17 protein-coding genes are annotated in these 17,829 nt (G+C 50.9%); 15 read left to right on the forward strand and 2 right to left on the reverse strand.

The features are described from left to right. Positions 1–241: 241 nt before the first annotated feature. The 11 genes from ACAN54_RS24770 to ACAN54_RS24820 all read left to right on the forward strand — a co-directional run bounded on the left by ACAN54_RS24770 (position 242) and on the right by ACAN54_RS24820 (position 13,084). Positions 242–742, forward strand: coding sequence for a Crp/Fnr family transcriptional regulator (locus ACAN54_RS24770; RefSeq protein WP_379161759.1), 501 nt, complete (start codon positions 242–244; stop codon positions 740–742). A 338-nt stretch (positions 743–1,080) separates the two neighbouring features. Beyond that, a complete protein-coding gene (locus ACAN54_RS24775; RefSeq protein WP_379161762.1) occupies positions 1,081–1,752 on the forward strand; it encodes a YitT family protein in 672 nt (223 codons plus the stop codon). A gap of 233 nt (positions 1,753–1,985) precedes the next feature. After that, on the forward strand, positions 1,986–2,777 hold the full coding sequence (locus ACAN54_RS24780; protein WP_379161765.1) for a TIGR00266 family protein: 792 nt from the start codon (positions 1,986–1,988) through the stop codon (positions 2,775–2,777). Between the two features lie 235 nt (positions 2,778–3,012). After that, positions 3,013–3,711: a response regulator transcription factor gene (locus ACAN54_RS24785; RefSeq protein WP_379161768.1), complete on the forward strand. Its 699-nt coding sequence runs from the start codon at positions 3,013–3,015 to the stop codon at positions 3,709–3,711. Between the two features lies 1 nt (position 3,712). Continuing rightward, complete coding sequence (locus tag ACAN54_RS24790) at positions 3,713–4,687, forward strand: sensor histidine kinase (RefSeq protein WP_379161771.1); 975 nt, start codon at positions 3,713–3,715, stop codon at positions 4,685–4,687. A 189-nt stretch (positions 4,688–4,876) separates the two neighbouring features. Further along, positions 4,877–5,647: an ABC transporter ATP-binding protein gene (locus tag ACAN54_RS24795; RefSeq protein WP_379161774.1), complete on the forward strand. Its 771-nt coding sequence runs from the start codon at positions 4,877–4,879 to the stop codon at positions 5,645–5,647. Then, entirely contained in the window at positions 5,622–7,571 is a 1,950-nt protein-coding gene (locus tag ACAN54_RS24800; protein ID WP_379161777.1) for an ABC transporter permease, read from the forward strand. The genes ACAN54_RS24795 and ACAN54_RS24800 overlap by 26 nt, the downstream gene beginning before the upstream one ends. Positions 7,572–7,585: 14 nt before the next feature. After that, the gene (locus ACAN54_RS24805) at positions 7,586–8,209 is read left to right on the forward strand and encodes a DedA family protein (protein WP_379161780.1); all 624 of its coding nucleotides are present in this window, start codon (positions 7,586–7,588) and stop codon (positions 8,207–8,209) included. Positions 8,210–8,251: 42 nt separating this feature from the next. Then, the gene (locus ACAN54_RS24810) at positions 8,252–9,112 is read left to right on the forward strand and encodes an undecaprenyl-diphosphate phosphatase (RefSeq protein ID WP_379161782.1); all 861 of its coding nucleotides are present in this window, start codon (positions 8,252–8,254) and stop codon (positions 9,110–9,112) included. 249 nt (positions 9,113–9,361) lie between these two features. After that, on the forward strand, positions 9,362–11,653 hold the full coding sequence (gene metE / locus ACAN54_RS24815; protein ID WP_379161785.1) for a 5-methyltetrahydropteroyltriglutamate--homocysteine S-methyltransferase: 2,292 nt from the start codon (positions 9,362–9,364) through the stop codon (positions 11,651–11,653). A 282-nt stretch (positions 11,654–11,935) separates the two neighbouring features. After that, entirely contained in the window at positions 11,936–13,084 is a 1,149-nt protein-coding gene (locus ACAN54_RS24820) for a DUF4349 domain-containing protein (protein ID WP_379161788.1), read from the forward strand. 99 nt (positions 13,085–13,183) lie between these two features. Here the strand turns inward: ACAN54_RS24820 and msrA are convergent, their stop codons facing one another. Both msrA and ACAN54_RS24830 read right to left on the reverse strand, forming a co-directional pair. After that, positions 13,184–14,170 carry a peptide-methionine (S)-S-oxide reductase MsrA gene (gene msrA / locus ACAN54_RS24825; RefSeq protein ID WP_379161791.1) on the reverse strand — a complete coding sequence of 329 codons (987 nt, stop codon included), beginning with the start codon at positions 14,168–14,170 and terminating at the stop codon, positions 13,184–13,186. Between the two features lie 84 nt (positions 14,171–14,254). Beyond that, positions 14,255–14,872 (reverse strand): TVP38/TMEM64 family protein, encoded by a 618-nt coding sequence (locus ACAN54_RS24830; RefSeq protein WP_379161795.1) that lies wholly within the window; start codon positions 14,870–14,872, stop codon positions 14,255–14,257. 148 nt (positions 14,873–15,020) lie between these two features. On the opposite strand from ACAN54_RS24830, the gene ACAN54_RS24835 reads away from it, so the two are divergent. From ACAN54_RS24835 to ACAN54_RS24850, 4 genes are all read left to right on the forward strand, one after another. Then, positions 15,021–15,956 carry a Gfo/Idh/MocA family protein gene (locus tag ACAN54_RS24835; protein WP_379161799.1) on the forward strand — a complete coding sequence of 312 codons (936 nt, stop codon included), beginning with the start codon at positions 15,021–15,023 and terminating at the stop codon, positions 15,954–15,956. Positions 15,957–15,981: 25 nt separating this feature from the next. After that, on the forward strand, positions 15,982–16,305 hold the full coding sequence (locus tag ACAN54_RS24840) for a hypothetical protein (RefSeq protein ID WP_379161801.1): 324 nt from the start codon (positions 15,982–15,984) through the stop codon (positions 16,303–16,305). 95 nt (positions 16,306–16,400) lie between these two features. Continuing rightward, positions 16,401–16,718 (forward strand): winged helix-turn-helix transcriptional regulator, encoded by a 318-nt coding sequence (locus ACAN54_RS24845; protein WP_025702950.1) that lies wholly within the window; start codon positions 16,401–16,403, stop codon positions 16,716–16,718. Between the two features lie 271 nt (positions 16,719–16,989). Then, positions 16,990–17,712 (forward strand): hypothetical protein, encoded by a 723-nt coding sequence (locus ACAN54_RS24850; protein ID WP_379161805.1) that lies wholly within the window; start codon positions 16,990–16,992, stop codon positions 17,710–17,712. Positions 17,713–17,829 lie beyond the last annotated feature (117 nt).

Here is a 17,829-nt window from a genome sequence, read left to right on the forward strand (position 1 = left end):
GTCATTAGCTACTGGGCAGCCTCTTCGCCGTGCAGTCAGGTGAGATTCAACAGTTTACACTTTGCTCCCGGACGGATTTGACCTACCCTCTTGCAAGATGTTAGGGTGAATTAAAGGGCTGGAACTCGCTGGGTCCATGATTACTTGAACAAATAGTATCCGTTCTGCGATTTTGGACAGGCTTTCTTTGCAATTTGTAGAATAGAGTCATACATACTGGGAATATAAAGGAGAGAGCGGAATGATTTTGCATAAAGGAGAGGTCTTGTTCCGCCAAGGGGATCCCTGCGTGAATCTGTTTCAGGTGAAGAGCGGAATCTTTAAGGTAACCCGGCTGCATGAGAATGGGAACGTTGTATTATTCAATCTTTTGTACCCTGGGGAAACGGTCCCCCATCATTCACTCATTTCACCGAAGGAGGCGCATGGAACGGCTGTAGCGATGATGAAAAGCGAAGTCGAGCTGATTCCAGCGGCGGAATGGTACCGCGAGCTGCGTGAGAATCCGGACAAAGTCATGGAAATTGCCTTGCTGCTGCAAGAAAAGGTGCGTTTCATGCAGACCCGCCTGGATCACCTTACGGTAGGCACTCCGGGAGAGCGGCTTGCGCTGCTGTCACGATGGCTTCGCGAGTATTCACACGGCGCAGCACTAACAGATTTATTAACACAGGAGGAGATAGGCCAGCTGATCGGGGTAAGGCGTGAGACGGTAAACCGTCTGCTCCGTAGCCCGGACTGACACAGATTTTACAAAGAGCTGGATGCTTTTTAATGGAAATGTGTTTAGAGAAGCCCCTCCGCGTGGTATAATCTATTCAGAACACATCAAATTAGAGAAAGGATCAGGATACCATGTGTCCCCGAAGGACGATTCCCCAAAGGACGATTTGGAAACGTTATGATCTGTCTTATACTTAGCTTCCCTGTAGAAAGTGCGCGTACCGTTGTTATTTGACGAAACCGCCTCTACGAGGGAAGGGAGTATTGTATGCGAAGGAGCAACACCTCCTCCGGTCAGACCCATCGTAGAGGCTTGGAATACGTCTAAGCCGCCATCTACAATAAGGGGAGACCTGTATGAGGAAACAAGACAGTGGCATGGCATTGCCGCTTCGACTAACTGTTATTTTGTCCGGAACATTATTGCTTGCATTTACTTATTATCACATCAATTATCAGAACCATTTGACCGAGGGTGGTTTCGTAGGATTATCTCTGCTCGGCAAATATGTATTAGGCATCTCGCCATCTTTGTCTATTCTAGTCTTAGACATACCAGTACTCTTAATCGCAATGATCTTCAAGGGAAGAACGTTCGTATGCAACACTTTCATCTCTGTGGGAGCCTTTACGGTATTTTACAGTCTGATGGAACGTTATTCCGGATGGGTAATCAACTTGCAGGATAACTTGCCGGTTGCGGCATTGTTGTCCGGTGTACTGACAGGTCTAGGAGCGGGAATGGTCCTGCGCGGCGGCGGGGCAAGCGGTGGTGACGATATTTTGTCGCTGCTGATCAGTGAATGGAAGGGAATTAAGGTAGGAACCGTATTTATCCTGATGGATGTTATCGTTCTGGCATTATCGCTTTTCTACATGCCTCTCAAGGAAACGCTGTACACCGTAATGGCTGTAGTCGTTGCAGGCTACGTAATTACGTTTACAACCTCACTTGGCAGACCTAAGCTGAGCAAAGCACCGAAAATTCAACCCGCACTAAGCAAGCCGCATGATGGTACAGTAATGTGAAGAGTCTCCAATTGCCCCCTGATTCGGGGATAAGCGAAAGGTCAGCCGGATTAACATTCGGGCTGGCCTTTTTTGTTGTTCAGCCCTTTCGTGTGATTATGGAGGGGGACTGAAACCATCGAAGTACGGAGAGCGTATATATCTCGATCGTACAATCATAGGATTACATAGCATACTGAGAATTAGCTTTGGAGCAGCTTTTATTGCGAACATAACTATTAGGAGGAATTACAATGAGTGCACATGAGATTGATTACGTAATTATGGGTGAGGAAATTCAGTGTGTTGAGGTTCAGCTTGATCCAGGGGAGAGCGTGATTGCCGAGGCCGGCAGCTTCATGATGATGGACCCGGAGATCTCGATGGAGACGATTTTTGGCGACGGTACAGGATCACGCGGAGGCGGGCTGATGGGCAAACTGATGGGCGCAGGCAAACGCCTGCTGACCGGTGAGAGCCTGTTCATGACAGTCTTCACACACAGCGGTTCCTACGGCCGCAAAGGCGTAACCTTTGCCGCACCTTACCCGGGCAAAATCATCCCATTGGATCTTCAGCAATATGGGGGCAAGATTATCTGCCAGAAGGACTCTTTCCTATGTGCAGCGAAAGGCGTATCGATCGGGATTGAATTCCAGCGCAAGCTGGGTGTAGGATTCTTCGGCGGTGAGGGCTTCATTATGCAAAAGCTCGAAGGAGACGGTCTATCGTTCGTTCATTCCGGAGGTTATGTTATGGAACGGACGCTGCAGCCCGGGGAGACGATTAAGCTGGACACCGGTTGTCTTGTGGCGATGACCTCAACAGTGGATTACAATATTGAATTTGTAAAAGGTGTAAAAACCGCATTGTTCGGCGGTGAAGGACTCTTCTTCGCCACCCTGAGGGGGCCGGGCAAGGTATGGGTGCAGTCGTTGCCGTTCAGCCGGATGGCGGATCGTATTCTGTCGGCTGCCGGCAATTCCGGCCGCAAGGAAGAAGGCAGCATTCTCGGCGGACTAGGCAATTTGCTGGACGGCAGATAGACTCTACGCAAAGTTTGCTGGTTGACGTTATTCTATATAGCTAAAAGGCCGCATGCCGGATGGATCTTATCCGGTGTGCGGCTTTTTTTGAGCAGGTTCTGCTGCGCAACATCATACAGGCATATTCAATTCTTGTCGTTAATAGCCGCAGCCCTTATTTGACTACAATGCAGGGACTGTATATATTATGGGGCAAACCCCTTAGCGGGCTTATACTGCAAACCGGAGGCCTGATATGTTCAAAATTTTCATTATCGAAGACGATCGTGGACTAGTAACCCTACTCCAGGATTATTTACATAAGTTCGGCTATGAGACGCAAGCTGTGCATGATTTCGATGCGGTTCGGACGGAGTTCGAGCAGTATGCCCCCCATCTGGTGCTGCTGGATGTGAACCTGCCCAGGTTCGACGGTTATTACTGGTGCCGCCAAATCCGGGGGATCTCCACCTGCCCGATCCTGTTTATCTCCGCCCGGGAGGGCAAAATGGATCAGGTGATGGCGCTCGAAAACGGGGCAGATGATTATATCACCAAGCCGTTCGATTATGAGATTGCCCTCGCCAAAATTAAAAGCCATCTCCGCCGGGCCTACGGCTCCTATGCCGGAGGCGGAACGGAGCGCAGCCTGACCGTGTCGGGGCTGATGCTCGACGTGGAGCGTCTGGTCCTGACACGGGGCAACGCCAAAATTGATCTCAGCCACACCGAAGCCAAAATTCTGGATGAGCTGATGCAAAAGGCGGGCACCATCGTGACCCGTGACCGGCTGCTGGAGAAAATCTGGGATGACCAGGCTTTTGTTGATGATAATACATTAAATGTGTACGTGACCCGGGTACGCAAAAAGCTGTCGGCGCTGGATATCGCGGACGGCCTTCAGACGGTGCGCGGTCAAGGCTACAGGCTGTGCGAGAACTGGGAGGAGGTCTAGCATGAAGCTTTTTGTGCGGGAACAGATGCCGCTGATTGTTATTTATCTGGCCCAGCTTCTGATGATCACTCTGGTCTACCGGCTGGACGGGGGCAGCGGAGTGAATGTTAGCTTATATGCGGGTCTGCTCAGCACCTGTCTGCTGCTGGCCTATCTGGCATACCGCTATTATTCCAACCGTTCCTTCTACGAACGACTACTGAATCTGCCTTCTTCACTGGATGACTCCGGCGGACCTGCCCAGAGCACTCCGCTGGCGGAGAGCCTGCGTAGCTTACTTGCCCATCAGTTCCGCCTATACCAGAATGATCTGCACAGCTACCGCCACAAGCTGGAGGAGCATATCCATTTCATTAACCAGTGGGTGCATGGCATGAAGACCCCGCTGTCTGTCATCCACCTCATTATTCAGGATAAAGACGGACCGCCTTTTACAGCGATTGGCGATGAGCTGGACCGGCTCAAAAAAGGGCTGGATACCGTGCTCTACACCGCCCGTCTGGACACCTTCGAACATGATTTTTACGTGGAGCGTCTGGAACTTTCGGCTATTGTAAGGGGCGTGACCTCTGAGCAGAAAAGGCTGTTTATCCGCAAACGTGTTTTTCCTGCTATTTCTGTGGATAATGGTATATTCGTTACATCGGATGAGAAATGGCTGACATTTGTGCTGACCCAGCTGATTACCAATGCATTGCGGTATACAGTGGAGGAGGGAAGGTTTGTATATTTTCATGGATATGAAGGGGAACAAGGCAGACCCGTACTTGAGGTGCGGGATGAAGGTGTAGGGATTCCTCCTGGAGATTTGCCGCGGGTATTCGATGCCTATTTTACCGGCGTGAATGGACGAAGCTTTCAGGAGTCTACCGGAATGGGCCTGTATTTGGTGAAGCAGATCTGCGGCAAGTTGGGGCACCAAGTGGAAATATCCTCTGAAGTGGAGAAAGGGACGACGGTTCGGATCATATTTTGAATTATAAACCTGCCGCCTCTTGTATGAGACAGCAGGTTTTTCCAGCTTGTGATCTCTTCTCTGCCTGCTCCCTGAACTCTCCTTCGCGGCTTACAATACTGTAAGGTAGTTGTAAGTTTCAGAAATAGCAGCTGTTGTTTACAGTTTGTATAATGAAAACAAACCAGGGGAATGAAGGAGCGAAAGCATTTGCCCATATTAGACGTCCATAATCTATCCAAAATATATGAAGGCAAAGTGTCGACTCACGCCCTGAATCATATCCGATTTGCTGTGGAGAAGGGTGAGTTCGTAGGAATCATGGGACCTTCAGGCAGCGGAAAAACTACACTGCTCAACTTGATTGCCACCATCGACGAACCAACCTCGGGTCAAGTATTGATCGGTGGCCGCAACCCGAAAAACCTGGGGCGCAAGGACAAAGCGTTATTTCGCCGCAAAGAGCTAGGGTTTGTCTTTCAACACTTCAACCTTTTAGACACGCTAACCGTGGAAGAGAATATTGTGCTGCCACTCACGCTTGCCGGAGTCTCCGTAAAGGAGATGGAGGATAGGCTTGCAGAGGTGACAGAGAGACTGGCCATCCGCCCCCTTCTGCACAAACGGACTTATGAAATCTCTGGCGGACAGATGCAGCGTGTGGCCATCGCCCGGGCCATGATCCACCGGCCTGCACTGATTCTGGCGGATGAGCCGACAGGCAGTCTGGATTCAAAATCCGCAAGTGAGGTCATGAATCTGCTGGCTGAGGTGAATGAGGCGGAAGGCGCCACGGTGCTGATGGTTACACATGATGCGGTAGCTGCGAGCTTTTGCCATCGGGTGATTTTTATCAAAGACGGACGCTTCCACAGCGAAATGTACCGGGGTGTGAGCCGGCCGGCCTTCTTCCAGAATATTATCGACATGCTGTCGCTGCTGGGGGGAGCGGGTCATGAACTTCCGGCAGTTCGCTTATAGGAATGTAACGCGGAATAAGCGGAAATATGCCGCGTACTTTGTCAGCAGCGCGTTCTCGGTTATGGTCTTCTTTCTGTGCGCCTTGTTTATTTATCATCCGTCCATTTCGCAGGACATGATCCTGGGAACAGCGGCGAATACGATGATGGCTGCGGAGGGGATTATTTATGTCTTCTGTTCCCTGTTCGTGCTTGTCTCGGTAGGTTCATTCCTGCAATCGCGTTATCTGGAGTTCGGTATTCTGCTGATGCACGGTATGACTAAACGCCAGCTAAATCTGATGGTGTTTATGGAAAATATGATGATTGGCGGGTCCGCCATCCTCACTGGCACACTGCTCGGGCTGCTGCTGGGCAAGCTCTTCCTAATGATCGGGTCCGGGTTTCTGGGCATCCCGCCACTTCCATTCCACCTGCCCTGGCAGGCGCCGGTGCTTACCATCTGCAGCTTTGTTCTGCTATTCATGCTGATCTCGCTGTCTACCTTTGCTTTTATAGGGAACGAAGCACCAAGCGGCTTGTTCCAGAGCGGGCACAGAGGGGAAGCTGAGCCGAAGGGATCTAAAGGGCTTGCGGTGATCTCAGGTCTACTGATCCTCGGCGGGTACGCTATGGCAGTTGCCACGACCGCGGGAACGGTTGAGATCATGATGATTCCCGTTGTGCTGATTACCACATGCGGCACTTATCTTTTTTACACCCAACTAAGTTTGTATGTCGTAGAAAAGCTGCGGAAGCTGCGCCGGTTCCAATGGAAGCATACGCATATTCTCACGTTCTCGGGTCTGTCATACCGGTGGAAGGATAATGGACGGATGTTTTTTATGGTCACCATTGTATCGGCAGTTTCCTTCACCTCGGTGGGCGTCTTTGCATCGATCCACACGCTGTCACGCGAACTGAAGCTGGATTATCCTGCCGCTGTCGGCTATGTAGCCAAGGGAGGGGAGTACCCTTCCTCGGAAGAGAAAGACCTGCGTGGGATCACCGCAGAGCTTGATCAGCTGGGACTACCTTTTGATACCCTGCGTATTCCGCTCAAAGTCGCCGCGGTCGAGTCACAGACGGGCCCTGACCATACACATCAGCTGCCGCTGATGTCCTACAGTAATTACAAACTTGCTCTCCGGCATGCAGGCTTCAGCTCGGATGAGCCGCCGCTTGAAGGCAATGCAGGCCTTGTGATGATCGGCTCCCAGCGTGACCGCAGCCTGACCGCTGAACGCTTCAAAGCAACCTATCAGCTGAAGCAAGGAATCCGGATCGAAGAGACCGGCTATACGCAGCATGTGCCGGTTGCCGAATATCTGCTGCCCGAGCTGGACGGCAGGGGTGGGGGCGATTTCAGCGGACTGGTGATCAGCGACAGCTTGTACAGCCGGGTTATCCCGGTGCAGCAGGATTGGTACACTGGCTTTTATGTGAATGATTTTGCCCGTACGGTGGGAGTAGCTTCAGAGCTCGCTGCTACAGGGAAGGTTCCTTATGAAGAAAAGTCTGCTTATGCTGTCGTGATCAGCGGAACCTTATTTGAGATTCAGCGCACGCTTTACAGTGCCATGCTGTTCGCTTCACTGCTCGTCGGCACGGTCTTCTTCATCGCTGCCGGCAGCTTCCTCTACTTCCGTCTATATATGGATCTGGATCATGACCGCCTGCAGTATTCAACCTTGTCGAGAATGGGCTTTACCGACCAAGAGATGGACCGCATTGCGACGCTGCAACTGGCACTCATGTTTTTCATTCCGGTGCTGTTGGCAGTTCTGCACAGTATCTTTGCTTTTATCGCGCTGCAGCGGCTGTTCTATCTATCCATCGCAGCCGAGACCGGAGCTGTGCTGATCGGCTATCTGGCTGCCCAGACGCTGTACTTCTTCTTCATCCGCAGCCGCTATTTGCGCAACCTCAAGAAAAATCTTATCTAGACGGAGGGAACCGAATGAAAACATGGATCACAGATATTATGGAGCAGTTCGGATATATAGGAATTTTTCTGATGCTGGCGCTGGAAAATGTTTTTCCGCCCATTCCTTCAGAGGTCATCCTGCCCTTCGGCGGATTCATGACCACAACTTCTGGGCTCACGATTCCCGGAGTACTGATCGCTTCAACGGCGGGTTCTTTGCTTGGAGCAGCTATTCTGTATTGGGTCGGCCGGATGCTGGATGTCAGCCGGATGGAGCGGATTGTGGACCGCTATGGCAAATGGATCCGGATCAAAAAGAGTGATATCCGCAAGGCAGACGCCTGGTTTGACAAATACGGCTACTGGACAGTGCTGTTCTGCCGGATGGTACCGCTCGTCCGAAGCCTGATCTCGATCCCGGCTGGAATGTCGGGGATGAAGTTCGGATTGTTCATGCTGTTTACGACAATCGGCACGCTAGGCTGGAATACACTGCTGATCCTGCTGGGCGCTGCGCTCGGAGAGTCCTGGGAGGACATAGGCGGGTATGTAGATGCTTATTCCAGCGTGGTCTACATCTTGATTGCCGGAGGAATTCTTGCGCTGGGTCTGCTGTATTTACGTAAACGCCATACTGCCGGCAAAGCCCGCGGCTAACAAACTATGGCGATGCTCACAAAAATTTTAGGAGGAGATTACATGGAGCTTTTGACTATTATTAAAGCAATCATATTAGGGATTGTAGAAGGTTTAACAGAATTTGCTCCTGTATCCTCAACAGGCCATATGATTATTGTCGATGATATGTGGCTGAAATCGCAGGAGTTTCTCGGAAAATATACGGCCAATACCTTCAAGGTAGTGATTCAGCTCGGCTCTATCCTGGCCGTTGTGGTTATTTTCCGCAACCGGTTCATCGATCTTCTGGGTCTGAAGCGGTTCAGCCGCAAGGCACTGACCGCGGTACCGGAAGGCCAGCCTGTAGTGGAAACCACGGGACGGCTGAAGCTGGCACAAGTGCTTGTGGGTCTGATACCGGCCGGTGTGCTCGGATTTCTGTTCGAGGATTATATTGATGAGCATTTATTCTCGACCGCTACGGTGCTCATTGGCCTGGTCGTTGGAGCGATTCTGATGATCTGCGCAGACCTGTTCGCCCCCAAAAAGATCAAAACGGAGAGTGTCGATCAAATTACATATAGCCAGGCGCTATCGGTCGGCCTAGTCCAGTGTTTTTCGCTCTGGCCGGGTTTCTCGCGTTCAGGATCAACCATCTCCGGCGGGGTTCTGCTCGGAATGAGCCACCGCGCCGCCGCCGATTTCACCTTCATTATGGCAGTTCCGATCATGGCTGGAGCCAGTCTGATCTCACTGCTCAAGAACTGGCAATATTTCACCCTTGACGCCCTTCCCTTCTTTATTGCCGGTTTCATCAGCGCTTTCCTGTTCGCACTGCTGTCCATGCGTTTCTTCCTGAAGCTGATCAACCGTATCAAGCTGATGCCGTTTGCAATCTACCGGATTGTTCTCGCTGCAGTGGTGTATCTGGTATGGTTCTAGAATAGAACAATAGTTGAACCTGGCGGTGCCTTCCTTGGAAGGTACCGTCTTTTTAATATGTGCAGCAAAGAAGATTCAGTTGCCAAATCCGGCCAGATGCTGTTTTGCTATAGCGAATGTGTATAACTGGAAACGCCGGAATCTGTTGCAGTCGGCAAAAAGGGTACAGTATGATGGCTTCAGATTAACGACATGAGATGCGAATACTAGAACAAACAACCAATAACGACAGATGAGGAGCAGATCTTAATGACAACTAAAATAATCACCAGTAATCTGGGGTACCCGAGAATCGGCAAAAATCGTGAATGGAAAAAAACGCTGGAGGCTTACTGGTCCGGTAAAATAGGCGAGCAGGAGTTCCATGCTGCCATGGCGGATATTCAGCTTCAGCATCTGCAGTCGCAGCAACAGGCAGGCATTGACCTGATCCCGGTGAATGACTTCACTTTCTACGATCATGTGCTGGATACAGCGGTCATGTTCGGCATTGTGCCACCGCGTTATGATTATGACGGCGGAACCGTCCCGCTCGATCTGTATTTCGCCATGGCACGCGGCAATGCTGCCGCGCCGGCCTGCGAGATGACCAAATGGTTTAATACGAATTACCATTATATCGTGCCGGAGATCGGTAGCCACACGCCCCGGCTGACTGAGAATAAACCACTGACCGCCTACCGGTTCGCCAAATCGCACGCAGGTATTGAAGGTAAGCCGGTTATTGTCGGATTGTATACCTTCCTCAAGCTGTCCAAGGGATTTCCGGCTGCGGACATCGGGGAGGTTGCCGCTCGCTTCCTGCCGGTATATATTCAACTCCTGCAGGAGCTGCAGCAGGAGGGTGTGACCTGGGTACAGATCGATGAACCGGCCGTCGTGATCGGACTGGATGCAGGAGACATTGCCTTGCTGAAGAGCATTTATGGCGAGATTTCCGCTGCAGTCCCCGGTTTGAAGCTGATCTTGCAGACTTATTTTGAAGCGGCCGAACCTTTGGAAGTTCTGCTTGAATTACCAGTACAGGCAATTGGCCTTGACTTTGTCCACGATGGCGGCGCAAATCTGGAAGCCATCAGACAACTGGGTTGGCCGGAAGATAAATGGCTATGCGCAGGTATTATTGACGGGCGCAGCATCTGGCGCGCTGACCCTGATGCCAAGCTCGTGCTGGTTGAAAAGCTGGCTCTCCATGTACCGCTGGACCGGCTGATTCTTCAGCCATCCTCCAGCCTGCTCCATGTTCCGGTAACGGTTCAGAGCGAAGGGAAACTGAGGCCTGCTGTGAAACAGGCGCTTGCCTTCGCAGATGAGAAGCTGGGAGAGCTGCAGCTGCTCGCAGCAGCTGCAGGTGGAGACAGCGGAACAGCTGCGGCGGGGCTTGCAGAGAGCCGGGAAGCGCTTGCTGTCTTCCGCGCTCTTCCCGAGCGCGGACGCCAGGACGTGGCGGAACAGGTTCGCCGTCTGGATACGCTGCCGGACAGCCGGAGTCTGCCCTTTGCAGAACGTGTGAAGCTGCAGCAGGAGAAATGGCAATTACCTCTGCTTCCGACTACTACCATCGGCAGTTTTCCACAGACTGCTGAGGTTCGTCAGGCGCGTCTCAAATGGCGCAAAGGGGTATGGAATGAGGAGCGCTATGATACGTTTGTGCGCCGCCAAATCGCCGAAGCGATTACGCTGCAGGAGGAGCTTGGTCTGGATGTACTGGTGCATGGTGAGTTTGAACGTACGGACATGGTCGAGTTTTTCGGTGAGAAGCTGGGCGGCTACCTGTTCACCCAGAACGGTTGGGTGCAATCTTACGGCTCACGCTGCGTGAAGCCCCCGGTCATCTATGCGGATGTTGCTTTTATTCAGCCGATGACCGTCAAAGAAAGCGTGTATGCCCAGTCCCTGACGAAGCTGCCGGTAAAAGGCATGCTGACTGGACCGGTAACCATTCTGAACTGGTCGTTCGTCCGCGATGATCTTAGCCGCGAAGAGGTCGCCAAGCAAATTGCCCTTGCCCTCCGCCATGAGGTGCAGGCGCTGGAGGATGCAGGGATCGAGATGATTCAGGTGGATGAACCGGCCATTCGTGAAGGGCTGCCGCTGAAGGCGGAAGACCATGAACATTATTTGAATTGGGCTGTTCGTTCCTTCCGCGTGGCTACGAATCATGTGAAGGATACTACGCAGGTTCATACCCACATGTGCTATAGCGAATTTAATGACATGATCGGAGCCATCTCAGCCATGGATGCGGATGTGATCTCCATTGAGACTTCCCGCAGCCATGGAGAGCTGATAACAGCTTTTGAAGATCATGATTATGATAAAGGAATTGGACTGGGGGTCTATGATATCCATAGTCCGCGTGTTCCTGAAGTAAAGGAGATGACTCAGAATATTGAGCGGGCACTGCGTGTGCTGGATGCCGGGCAATTCTGGATTAATCCTGACTGCGGGCTGAAGACACGCGGCTGGGAGGAGACCGAGGCGGCACTTCGCAACATGGTGCTAGCTGCAGGCAATGTGCGGAACCAAACCAACGGATAACTATTCTTAGACTTCGGCAGACCTTGACCCTTATTCCTTGTGAATACAGGGTCTTTTTGTGTTTCTTGCCTTTAGAGACACCTTCATTGCAGATAGTAACGAAGCGCCCGTAACCAATAAAACGCCATTCAATTGGAAAAAATGCCGTTTTCCTGCAACCTTCCAGCTTTTGGAACGTCATTAACTATAACGCGAAAGATGCCTACAGATAAAGAGCGCTTCGCTGATTGCAACCTGTATAACAGAAGCAGGAATTCCACTACACTTTTTGGAGGAATGAGCATGCGTACAAGGGGTCTGCATTATCTGAATTTTTTATTGGGGTTATTGATGTTTGCTGTGATTGTAGCGGGGTGCGGGGCTGGGGGCAACAATGATTCTGCGAAAACAGAATTGAAGTCAGACAATGCCAGCACAGTAGAAAGCTTGGATAGCACTTCGAACCAGAACACTTCAGCTGATGGCGGGCCAGTAGATCAAGCCGCATCCACTGAAGCCGAAGCTCCAGCCGCGAATAAAGCTGCGGTTGCCGGTGGCGGAAGCTCGGCGGTTAACAGCGCGGATGCAGATCGGGCAGCGGCAGGGGCAGCCGGGTTTACGGGTAGCGACGTTGTGGGCGGACTGAACAAGAAGCTGATCTATCACGCCAGCCTAGCGATGGAAGTAACAGACTATGCGAAGGCGCAGACAGAAGTGCGTAATATGGTGACGCTCGCAAACGGCTACATTGTTGAATTTTCGGAGAACACATCCGAATATGAGCAGGGGGGAACCTTCATTCTGAAGGTGCCGGCTTCCGGATTTTCTTCCTTTCTGGACCAATTAGAGAAAATTAAAAATGAGAAGTTACAGCATAAAATCCAGGGTCAGGACGTCTCAGAGGAGTATGTGGATCTGGAGTCACGCCTCAAAGCCAAGCAGTTGATGGAGAGCCAATATATCGAGTTTATGAAAAAAGCGACGAAATCTGCCGACCTTGTAGCTTTTGCGAATCAGCTTGGAGCCATACAGGAAGAAATTGAGACCATCAAGGGCAGAATGCGCTATATTAACCAGAATGTGTCCTTCTCAACGGTTGAGCTTCGCCTGTACCAGACCGATGAGAGTCTGAATATTGCCAAGACCCAAGAAAAAGGGCCGTTAATGGACCGGGCTTCGGATGCGCTTCAGAGCAGCCTGCATGCGCTGTCGGTGATGTTTCAATGGCTCTTCGTATTCCTTGCAGCGGCGCTTCCTGTATTGATAATTGCTGCTGTCGTTGTGGTGATTGTGCTCTGGGTCCGCAAAAAAAACAAGTCACGGGATGATGAGACAATAGAGCGTATCCGTCAGGTCAATCGGGAGCAGAATCAGATGCTGTCTCAACAGACCCCCGGGAATGCGGCACCTATACATGATGCAGATGAGCTGGATGAGAACAAGCCGGAGTAGTATTGTGGTAGAAGAAAATAAAGCCTCCAACACCGCTGTTCGCGGGTTTGGAGGCTTTGTGATGTTGATATGAAGCTGTGCGGACATTACCACCGCTATTTAAGCATGCTGGAACAGTACACGATATTCGCCGTAGCCTTCTTTTTCCAAATCTTCTTTCGGAACAAAACGCAGGGCCGCTGAATTAATGCAGTAGCGCAGACCACTTGGTCCGGGGCCGTCATTAAATACATGTCCCAGATGGGAATCGGCTGTTTTGCTGCGAACCTCGGTGCGGATCATCAGATGACTGAGATCTGTTTTCTCTTTGACTGAATAGTCACGGATCGGACGGGTGAAGCTGGGCCAGCCGCAGTCGGAGTCGAATTTATCCCGGGAGCTGAACAGCGGTTCACCGGATACGATGTCTACATAGATGCCATCCCCGTGATGATCCCAGAATTCGTTGCGGAAAGGGGATTCGGTTGCATTGTTTTGGGTCACTTCATATTGTAGCGGAGTCAGACGTTCCTTGAGGCTCTGCTTCTCTTCCTTGTGCTTCCAGTGGTCCTCGATAAAAGCATCACGGCCGGAGCCTTTGCGGTAACGCTTATAGTGACCAGGATTCTTATGGTGATACCCTTGATGGTACTCTTCAGCCCGATAAAAAGGCTTGGCCGGAAGAATCGGCGTCACAATGGGAGCAGAGAAACGTCCGCTAGCCTGCAGTTCCGCCTTGGAAGCCTCAGCCTGTTCCCGCTGCTCTTCGGAATGGGTGAAAATGGCAGTTCCGTATGAAGTGCCCCGGTCATAGAATTGCCCCCCTGCGTCCGTAGGGTCAATCTGCTGCCAGAACAGCTCCAGCAGTTTGGTGTATGGAAAAATATCGGGTTGAAATGTAATCTGGACCGCTTCAACATGTCCTGTGGTTTCCGAACAAACCTCTTCATAGGTCGGGTTAACCGTATGTCCGCCCGTATAACCTGAGACGATCTCAACAATCCCTGGCAGATCTTCAAAAGGAGATACCATGCACCAGAAACAGCCCCCGGCAAACGTGGCTTTTTCAGTTTTACTGCTTATATTGTCAGATTGAACATCACTCATGTATATCCCTCCATTCATAGATTGCAATTAAATAGATCACAATGTAATTATAAAACAAAAAAGAACCGCCTGCCAGCTGGCGGCTCAGTCTTTCTTCGAACTGAAGGATCGTGGGCGCAGCGATAAAATGGCTAACGCCAGTACAGCCACATATGCCAGTATAGCTATCCACGCACTTCGCGGATGCTGGAGCATCTGTCCGCCGAGAAAAGCGTATAAAGCAATTGCAGGGATTTTGCCAAGTCCGGATGCTGCCAGATAGCTCCAAAAGGGTAGCCCGGCAGCGCCGGCATAGATATTTACCCCCATCTGCGGAACGACAGGTGCCAGCCGGGCCAGCACCACCGCTGCAAAAGGCCGGCGCTGTACGGCAGCTGTGAATTTATCCAGGGCAGGTACTGAGGCCAAATAGGTTCTGGCCTTTTCCTGGAACATATATTGAACAATACCGTAGATGATCGCTCCTGCCAGAGTAGAGGCACTCCAGCACATCACGGCCGCAGTCAGACTTCCATAGGCATACCCGTAAATTCCAATAATCAGCTTATAAGGCACCGGGGGGAACATTGCCAGCACAGTAGCGGCACCAAAGCCCAATAACAGATTATGATCCTGCCTTAGCCAGGCCAGAATGTCATATCTGTAGATAAACGTAAGGAATATTCCCGAAACATACAGCAGTACAGTCAGCCATTTTCTCATTCTATTATGCCCTTTCTTCCGTTCATTCCTCTCATCATACTGAATAATTAGTATTTAATGAAGCAAAGATCATTGGTCACCGCGACTTGTCACGATATAATACGTCTAAAAGGAAAAGGAAAACCTTACAGCCAAGGGAGATACGCCTATGAAAAGTACAGAACGCAAAAGAGTGGCGCTGGTTGGCCTCGGTGATATCGCCCGAAAAGTCTATCTGCCTCTGCTTTCCCGTCATGATCATGCGGAGGTAGTCGGTGTGCTTAGCCATTCGCCGGCCACCGTACAGGGAGCAGTTCATTCCTACCGGTTCCCTAGAGGCACTACGGATCTGAATGAGCTTTTGTCGTGGGAGCCGGATGTAGTATTTGTGCATAGCCCTACCCCTACGCATTATGATATTGTAATGAAATGCTTGAGTCATGGAGTTTCGGTGTATGTGGACAAGCCGCTGTCCTATGATCTGGAGGAATCCCGGCGGATGGCCGGATTTGCCGAAGATCAGGGATTGCTGCTGGGCGTAGGGTTCAACCGGCGCTACGCACCGATGTATACGGCGGCCAAAGCCTGGCTGGAGAAAGCAGGCGGCATCAGCGCTTGTCACGCCTTCAAGCACCGGACCAAGCTGCAAGCCGGCAGCAGCCGTGAGACCGTTCATGATGATCTGATCCATATGCTGGATCTGCTGCTCTGGTTATGCGGCGGGGATGCCGAACTGCTGCGGGGCCATCTGCAGTCCGACGAATCTGGACGGCTACTTCAAGCCTCTGGGATTCTGGGCTGGAATAACGGTGTGACCGGAATGTACAGCATGGTGCGTGAAGCCGGGGCAGATATGGAGAAGCTGGAACTGCACGGTAACGGCAGATCTGTGGAAGTTGTGGACATGGAACGGGCAACCTTATATGAGAAAGGCACATTGCCGCGTACGCAGAATTTTGGAAGCTGGGATACAGTGCTGGAGCGGCGTGGATTTAGCGGTGTGGTGAATCATTTTTTGAGCAGCTTGGACACACCCGAGCAATGCGGCATTGCGGCATCAGCGCTCCTGTCCAGTCATGAGCTGGCGGCGAAGCTTACCGACTGACTATGGAGTAGAAAGGAGGAACCACATGGAGGATTACCGCAAATCAACGGAAGAGCAGATCATAGAGAGCTACAAGCGGGATGAAGAAATGATGATCCTGGTTTTTGCCCAATGGTGTGTGAATAACAAGCTGGACCCGCATGCGCTGTATCTTCAGGCTTATCCGCAGCAAGAAGGGAATGCAGCACTAAGCCACGCGCTGTCACTGACTGTACCTATGGATGAAGCTGGCTTTATCTCCGACGATACGGTGCTTGGAGTCCTGTCTTTATATAGCAATGATGACCTTGCTTATGTGGTGACTGAGGCTATAGCCAGCAGGAAACCGCAGCAAGATACGGGCGAATGAACTTTTTTTTGCCAAACGATGTTCAATGTGTTATAAATGTGTTAAAATTATATATACTAACTTATTGTAAGTTTTAATAGTGAGAGGTGAGAATAATGGAAGAACATCAGCTGACGATGTGCCCTCGATTCGAATCGGCCTTCTCATTCTTAGGTAAACGTTGGAATGGACTTATTATTCAGACATTGATGAGCGGACCCAAGCGTTTCAAAGATATTTCCGGTTTGATCCCGTCAATGAGCGATAAGATGTTGTCCGAACGAATGAAGGACCTGGAGTGTGAAGGGATTCTGGTACGCCATGTGTACCCGGAAACACCCGTACGCATCGAGTATGAACTGACAACCAAAGGCCGTGCGCTGGAGCCGGTCATGCAGCAGATTCAGTCTTGGGCGGAGAGCTGGGTCGAGTAGACCCTGCCCTTACACCCTGTAGCTGCCCCTTTTTCCTGATGGAGAGAGGGGCTTTTTCATTTTAAATTGCAAATAAATTGCACGTAAGGCGGCAGAATATAATATAATAGAAAAAAGTTGCTGCCCCTCCCCTTGCCATTGCTGTATTTTGCCTAGCGATTTCTATAATTATGGTAACGCTAACAAAATAAAGAATATGCTTTCGATGTGAGTTTTTGTCCGAAGTGAATTCAGGAAGCTATGTTAAAACAATTTTTAGGAGGCGAGGAAGATGACAACCACCTTGTTTTCCCGGGAAATAACCTATGGAAAAAAAGATGTCGCCGAATTGGAGAGTGCTTCGATCAGAGTGCAGCTTATTTACGACAAAGTGTTGTTCATGCTTCACGGCCATCTTCCCGATACCTTGTGGAACGCATGGATTGGGGTACCTTATGACATCATCTCCTCTTTATACAAGGGGGATAACGATAGCGGAAGTGTTTTTCAAAAGTGGATACAAAGCCCAGCTGGCTGGAAATGTATCGGCTGTGAGCGCCATTGTCTTGAGCCCTCAGCTGGTCCGGCTATTCTATCATCTGGCAATCCCCGCAGGTTTACCTTCCATAATGGCATCCGCCAAAGTATGGTGCTGCAGGCAGTGATCTGGTCGATGTATGAAAGTACGCTACTCTTCCAGCCCTATTTGGGTGAGGATTCTTTTCTGGATGAGGCGGATCTGGATACGATCTCCACGTACTTCGTACCGACTTATCTAAGCAATCATCCTCTGGTCCAGAATGGCAAACGCTGCAAAGTATACCAGGAGTCAAATATCCGGGTGTATCAGGAATGGATCGCCGCTCCCGATTTGGTGCTCCAGTGGAATGGAGGCCTGACTGAAGGACGGTGGATGACTGGGGTCTATGTGGACCACTCACGTTTTGCGGGGCTGGGACCATATCTGAAGGATGCGCAGGGCAAGCGGACGTATATGCGGGCCACGGTGCAATGATTCTACTGTCCTTCCTTTGGGCCCTTACGGACTGTATGTACTGTAGGCATTCCTAGTTCCACCAGTTCATTAAAATTTTTTATATTCAGTGCGTACAATCACAAACTGTCTCCCCTG

The sequence above is a fragment of the Paenibacillus diazotrophicus genome, assembly GCF_042610465.1.

What these genes read in the sequence shown, in the direction of transcription:
- ACAN54_RS24835 (WP_379161799.1), top strand. Translation starts at nt 15,021, where the DNA reads ATGAAAAGTACAGAACGCAAAAGAGTGGCGCTGGTTGGCCTCGGTGAT.
- ACAN54_RS24840 (WP_379161801.1), top strand. Translation starts at nt 15,982, where the DNA reads ATGGAGGATTACCGCAAATCAACGGAAGAGCAGATCATAGAGAGCTAC.
- metE (WP_379161785.1), top strand. Translation starts at nt 9,362, where the DNA reads ATGACAACTAAAATAATCACCAGTAATCTGGGGTACCCGAGAATCGGC.
- ACAN54_RS24820 (WP_379161788.1), top strand. Translation starts at nt 11,936, where the DNA reads ATGCGTACAAGGGGTCTGCATTATCTGAATTTTTTATTGGGGTTATTG.
- ACAN54_RS24805 (WP_379161780.1), top strand. Translation starts at nt 7,586, where the DNA reads ATGAAAACATGGATCACAGATATTATGGAGCAGTTCGGATATATAGGA.
- ACAN54_RS24770 (WP_379161759.1), top strand. Translation starts at nt 242, where the DNA reads ATGATTTTGCATAAAGGAGAGGTCTTGTTCCGCCAAGGGGATCCCTGC.
- ACAN54_RS24810 (WP_379161782.1), top strand. Translation starts at nt 8,252, where the DNA reads ATGGAGCTTTTGACTATTATTAAAGCAATCATATTAGGGATTGTAGAA.
- ACAN54_RS24845 (WP_025702950.1), top strand. Translation starts at nt 16,401, where the DNA reads ATGGAAGAACATCAGCTGACGATGTGCCCTCGATTCGAATCGGCCTTC.
- ACAN54_RS24800 (WP_379161777.1), top strand. Translation starts at nt 5,622, where the DNA reads ATGAACTTCCGGCAGTTCGCTTATAGGAATGTAACGCGGAATAAGCGG.
- ACAN54_RS24780 (WP_379161765.1), top strand. Translation starts at nt 1,986, where the DNA reads ATGAGTGCACATGAGATTGATTACGTAATTATGGGTGAGGAAATTCAG.
- ACAN54_RS24850 (WP_379161805.1), top strand. Translation starts at nt 16,990, where the DNA reads ATGACAACCACCTTGTTTTCCCGGGAAATAACCTATGGAAAAAAAGAT.
- ACAN54_RS24830 (WP_379161795.1), bottom strand. Translation starts at nt 14,872, where the DNA reads ATGAGAAAATGGCTGACTGTACTGCTGTATGTTTCGGGAATATTCCTT.
- ACAN54_RS24775 (WP_379161762.1), top strand. Translation starts at nt 1,081, where the DNA reads ATGAGGAAACAAGACAGTGGCATGGCATTGCCGCTTCGACTAACTGTT.
- msrA (WP_379161791.1), bottom strand. Translation starts at nt 14,170, where the DNA reads ATGAGTGATGTTCAATCTGACAATATAAGCAGTAAAACTGAAAAAGCC.
- ACAN54_RS24790 (WP_379161771.1), top strand. Translation starts at nt 3,713, where the DNA reads ATGAAGCTTTTTGTGCGGGAACAGATGCCGCTGATTGTTATTTATCTG.
- ACAN54_RS24785 (WP_379161768.1), top strand. Translation starts at nt 3,013, where the DNA reads ATGTTCAAAATTTTCATTATCGAAGACGATCGTGGACTAGTAACCCTA.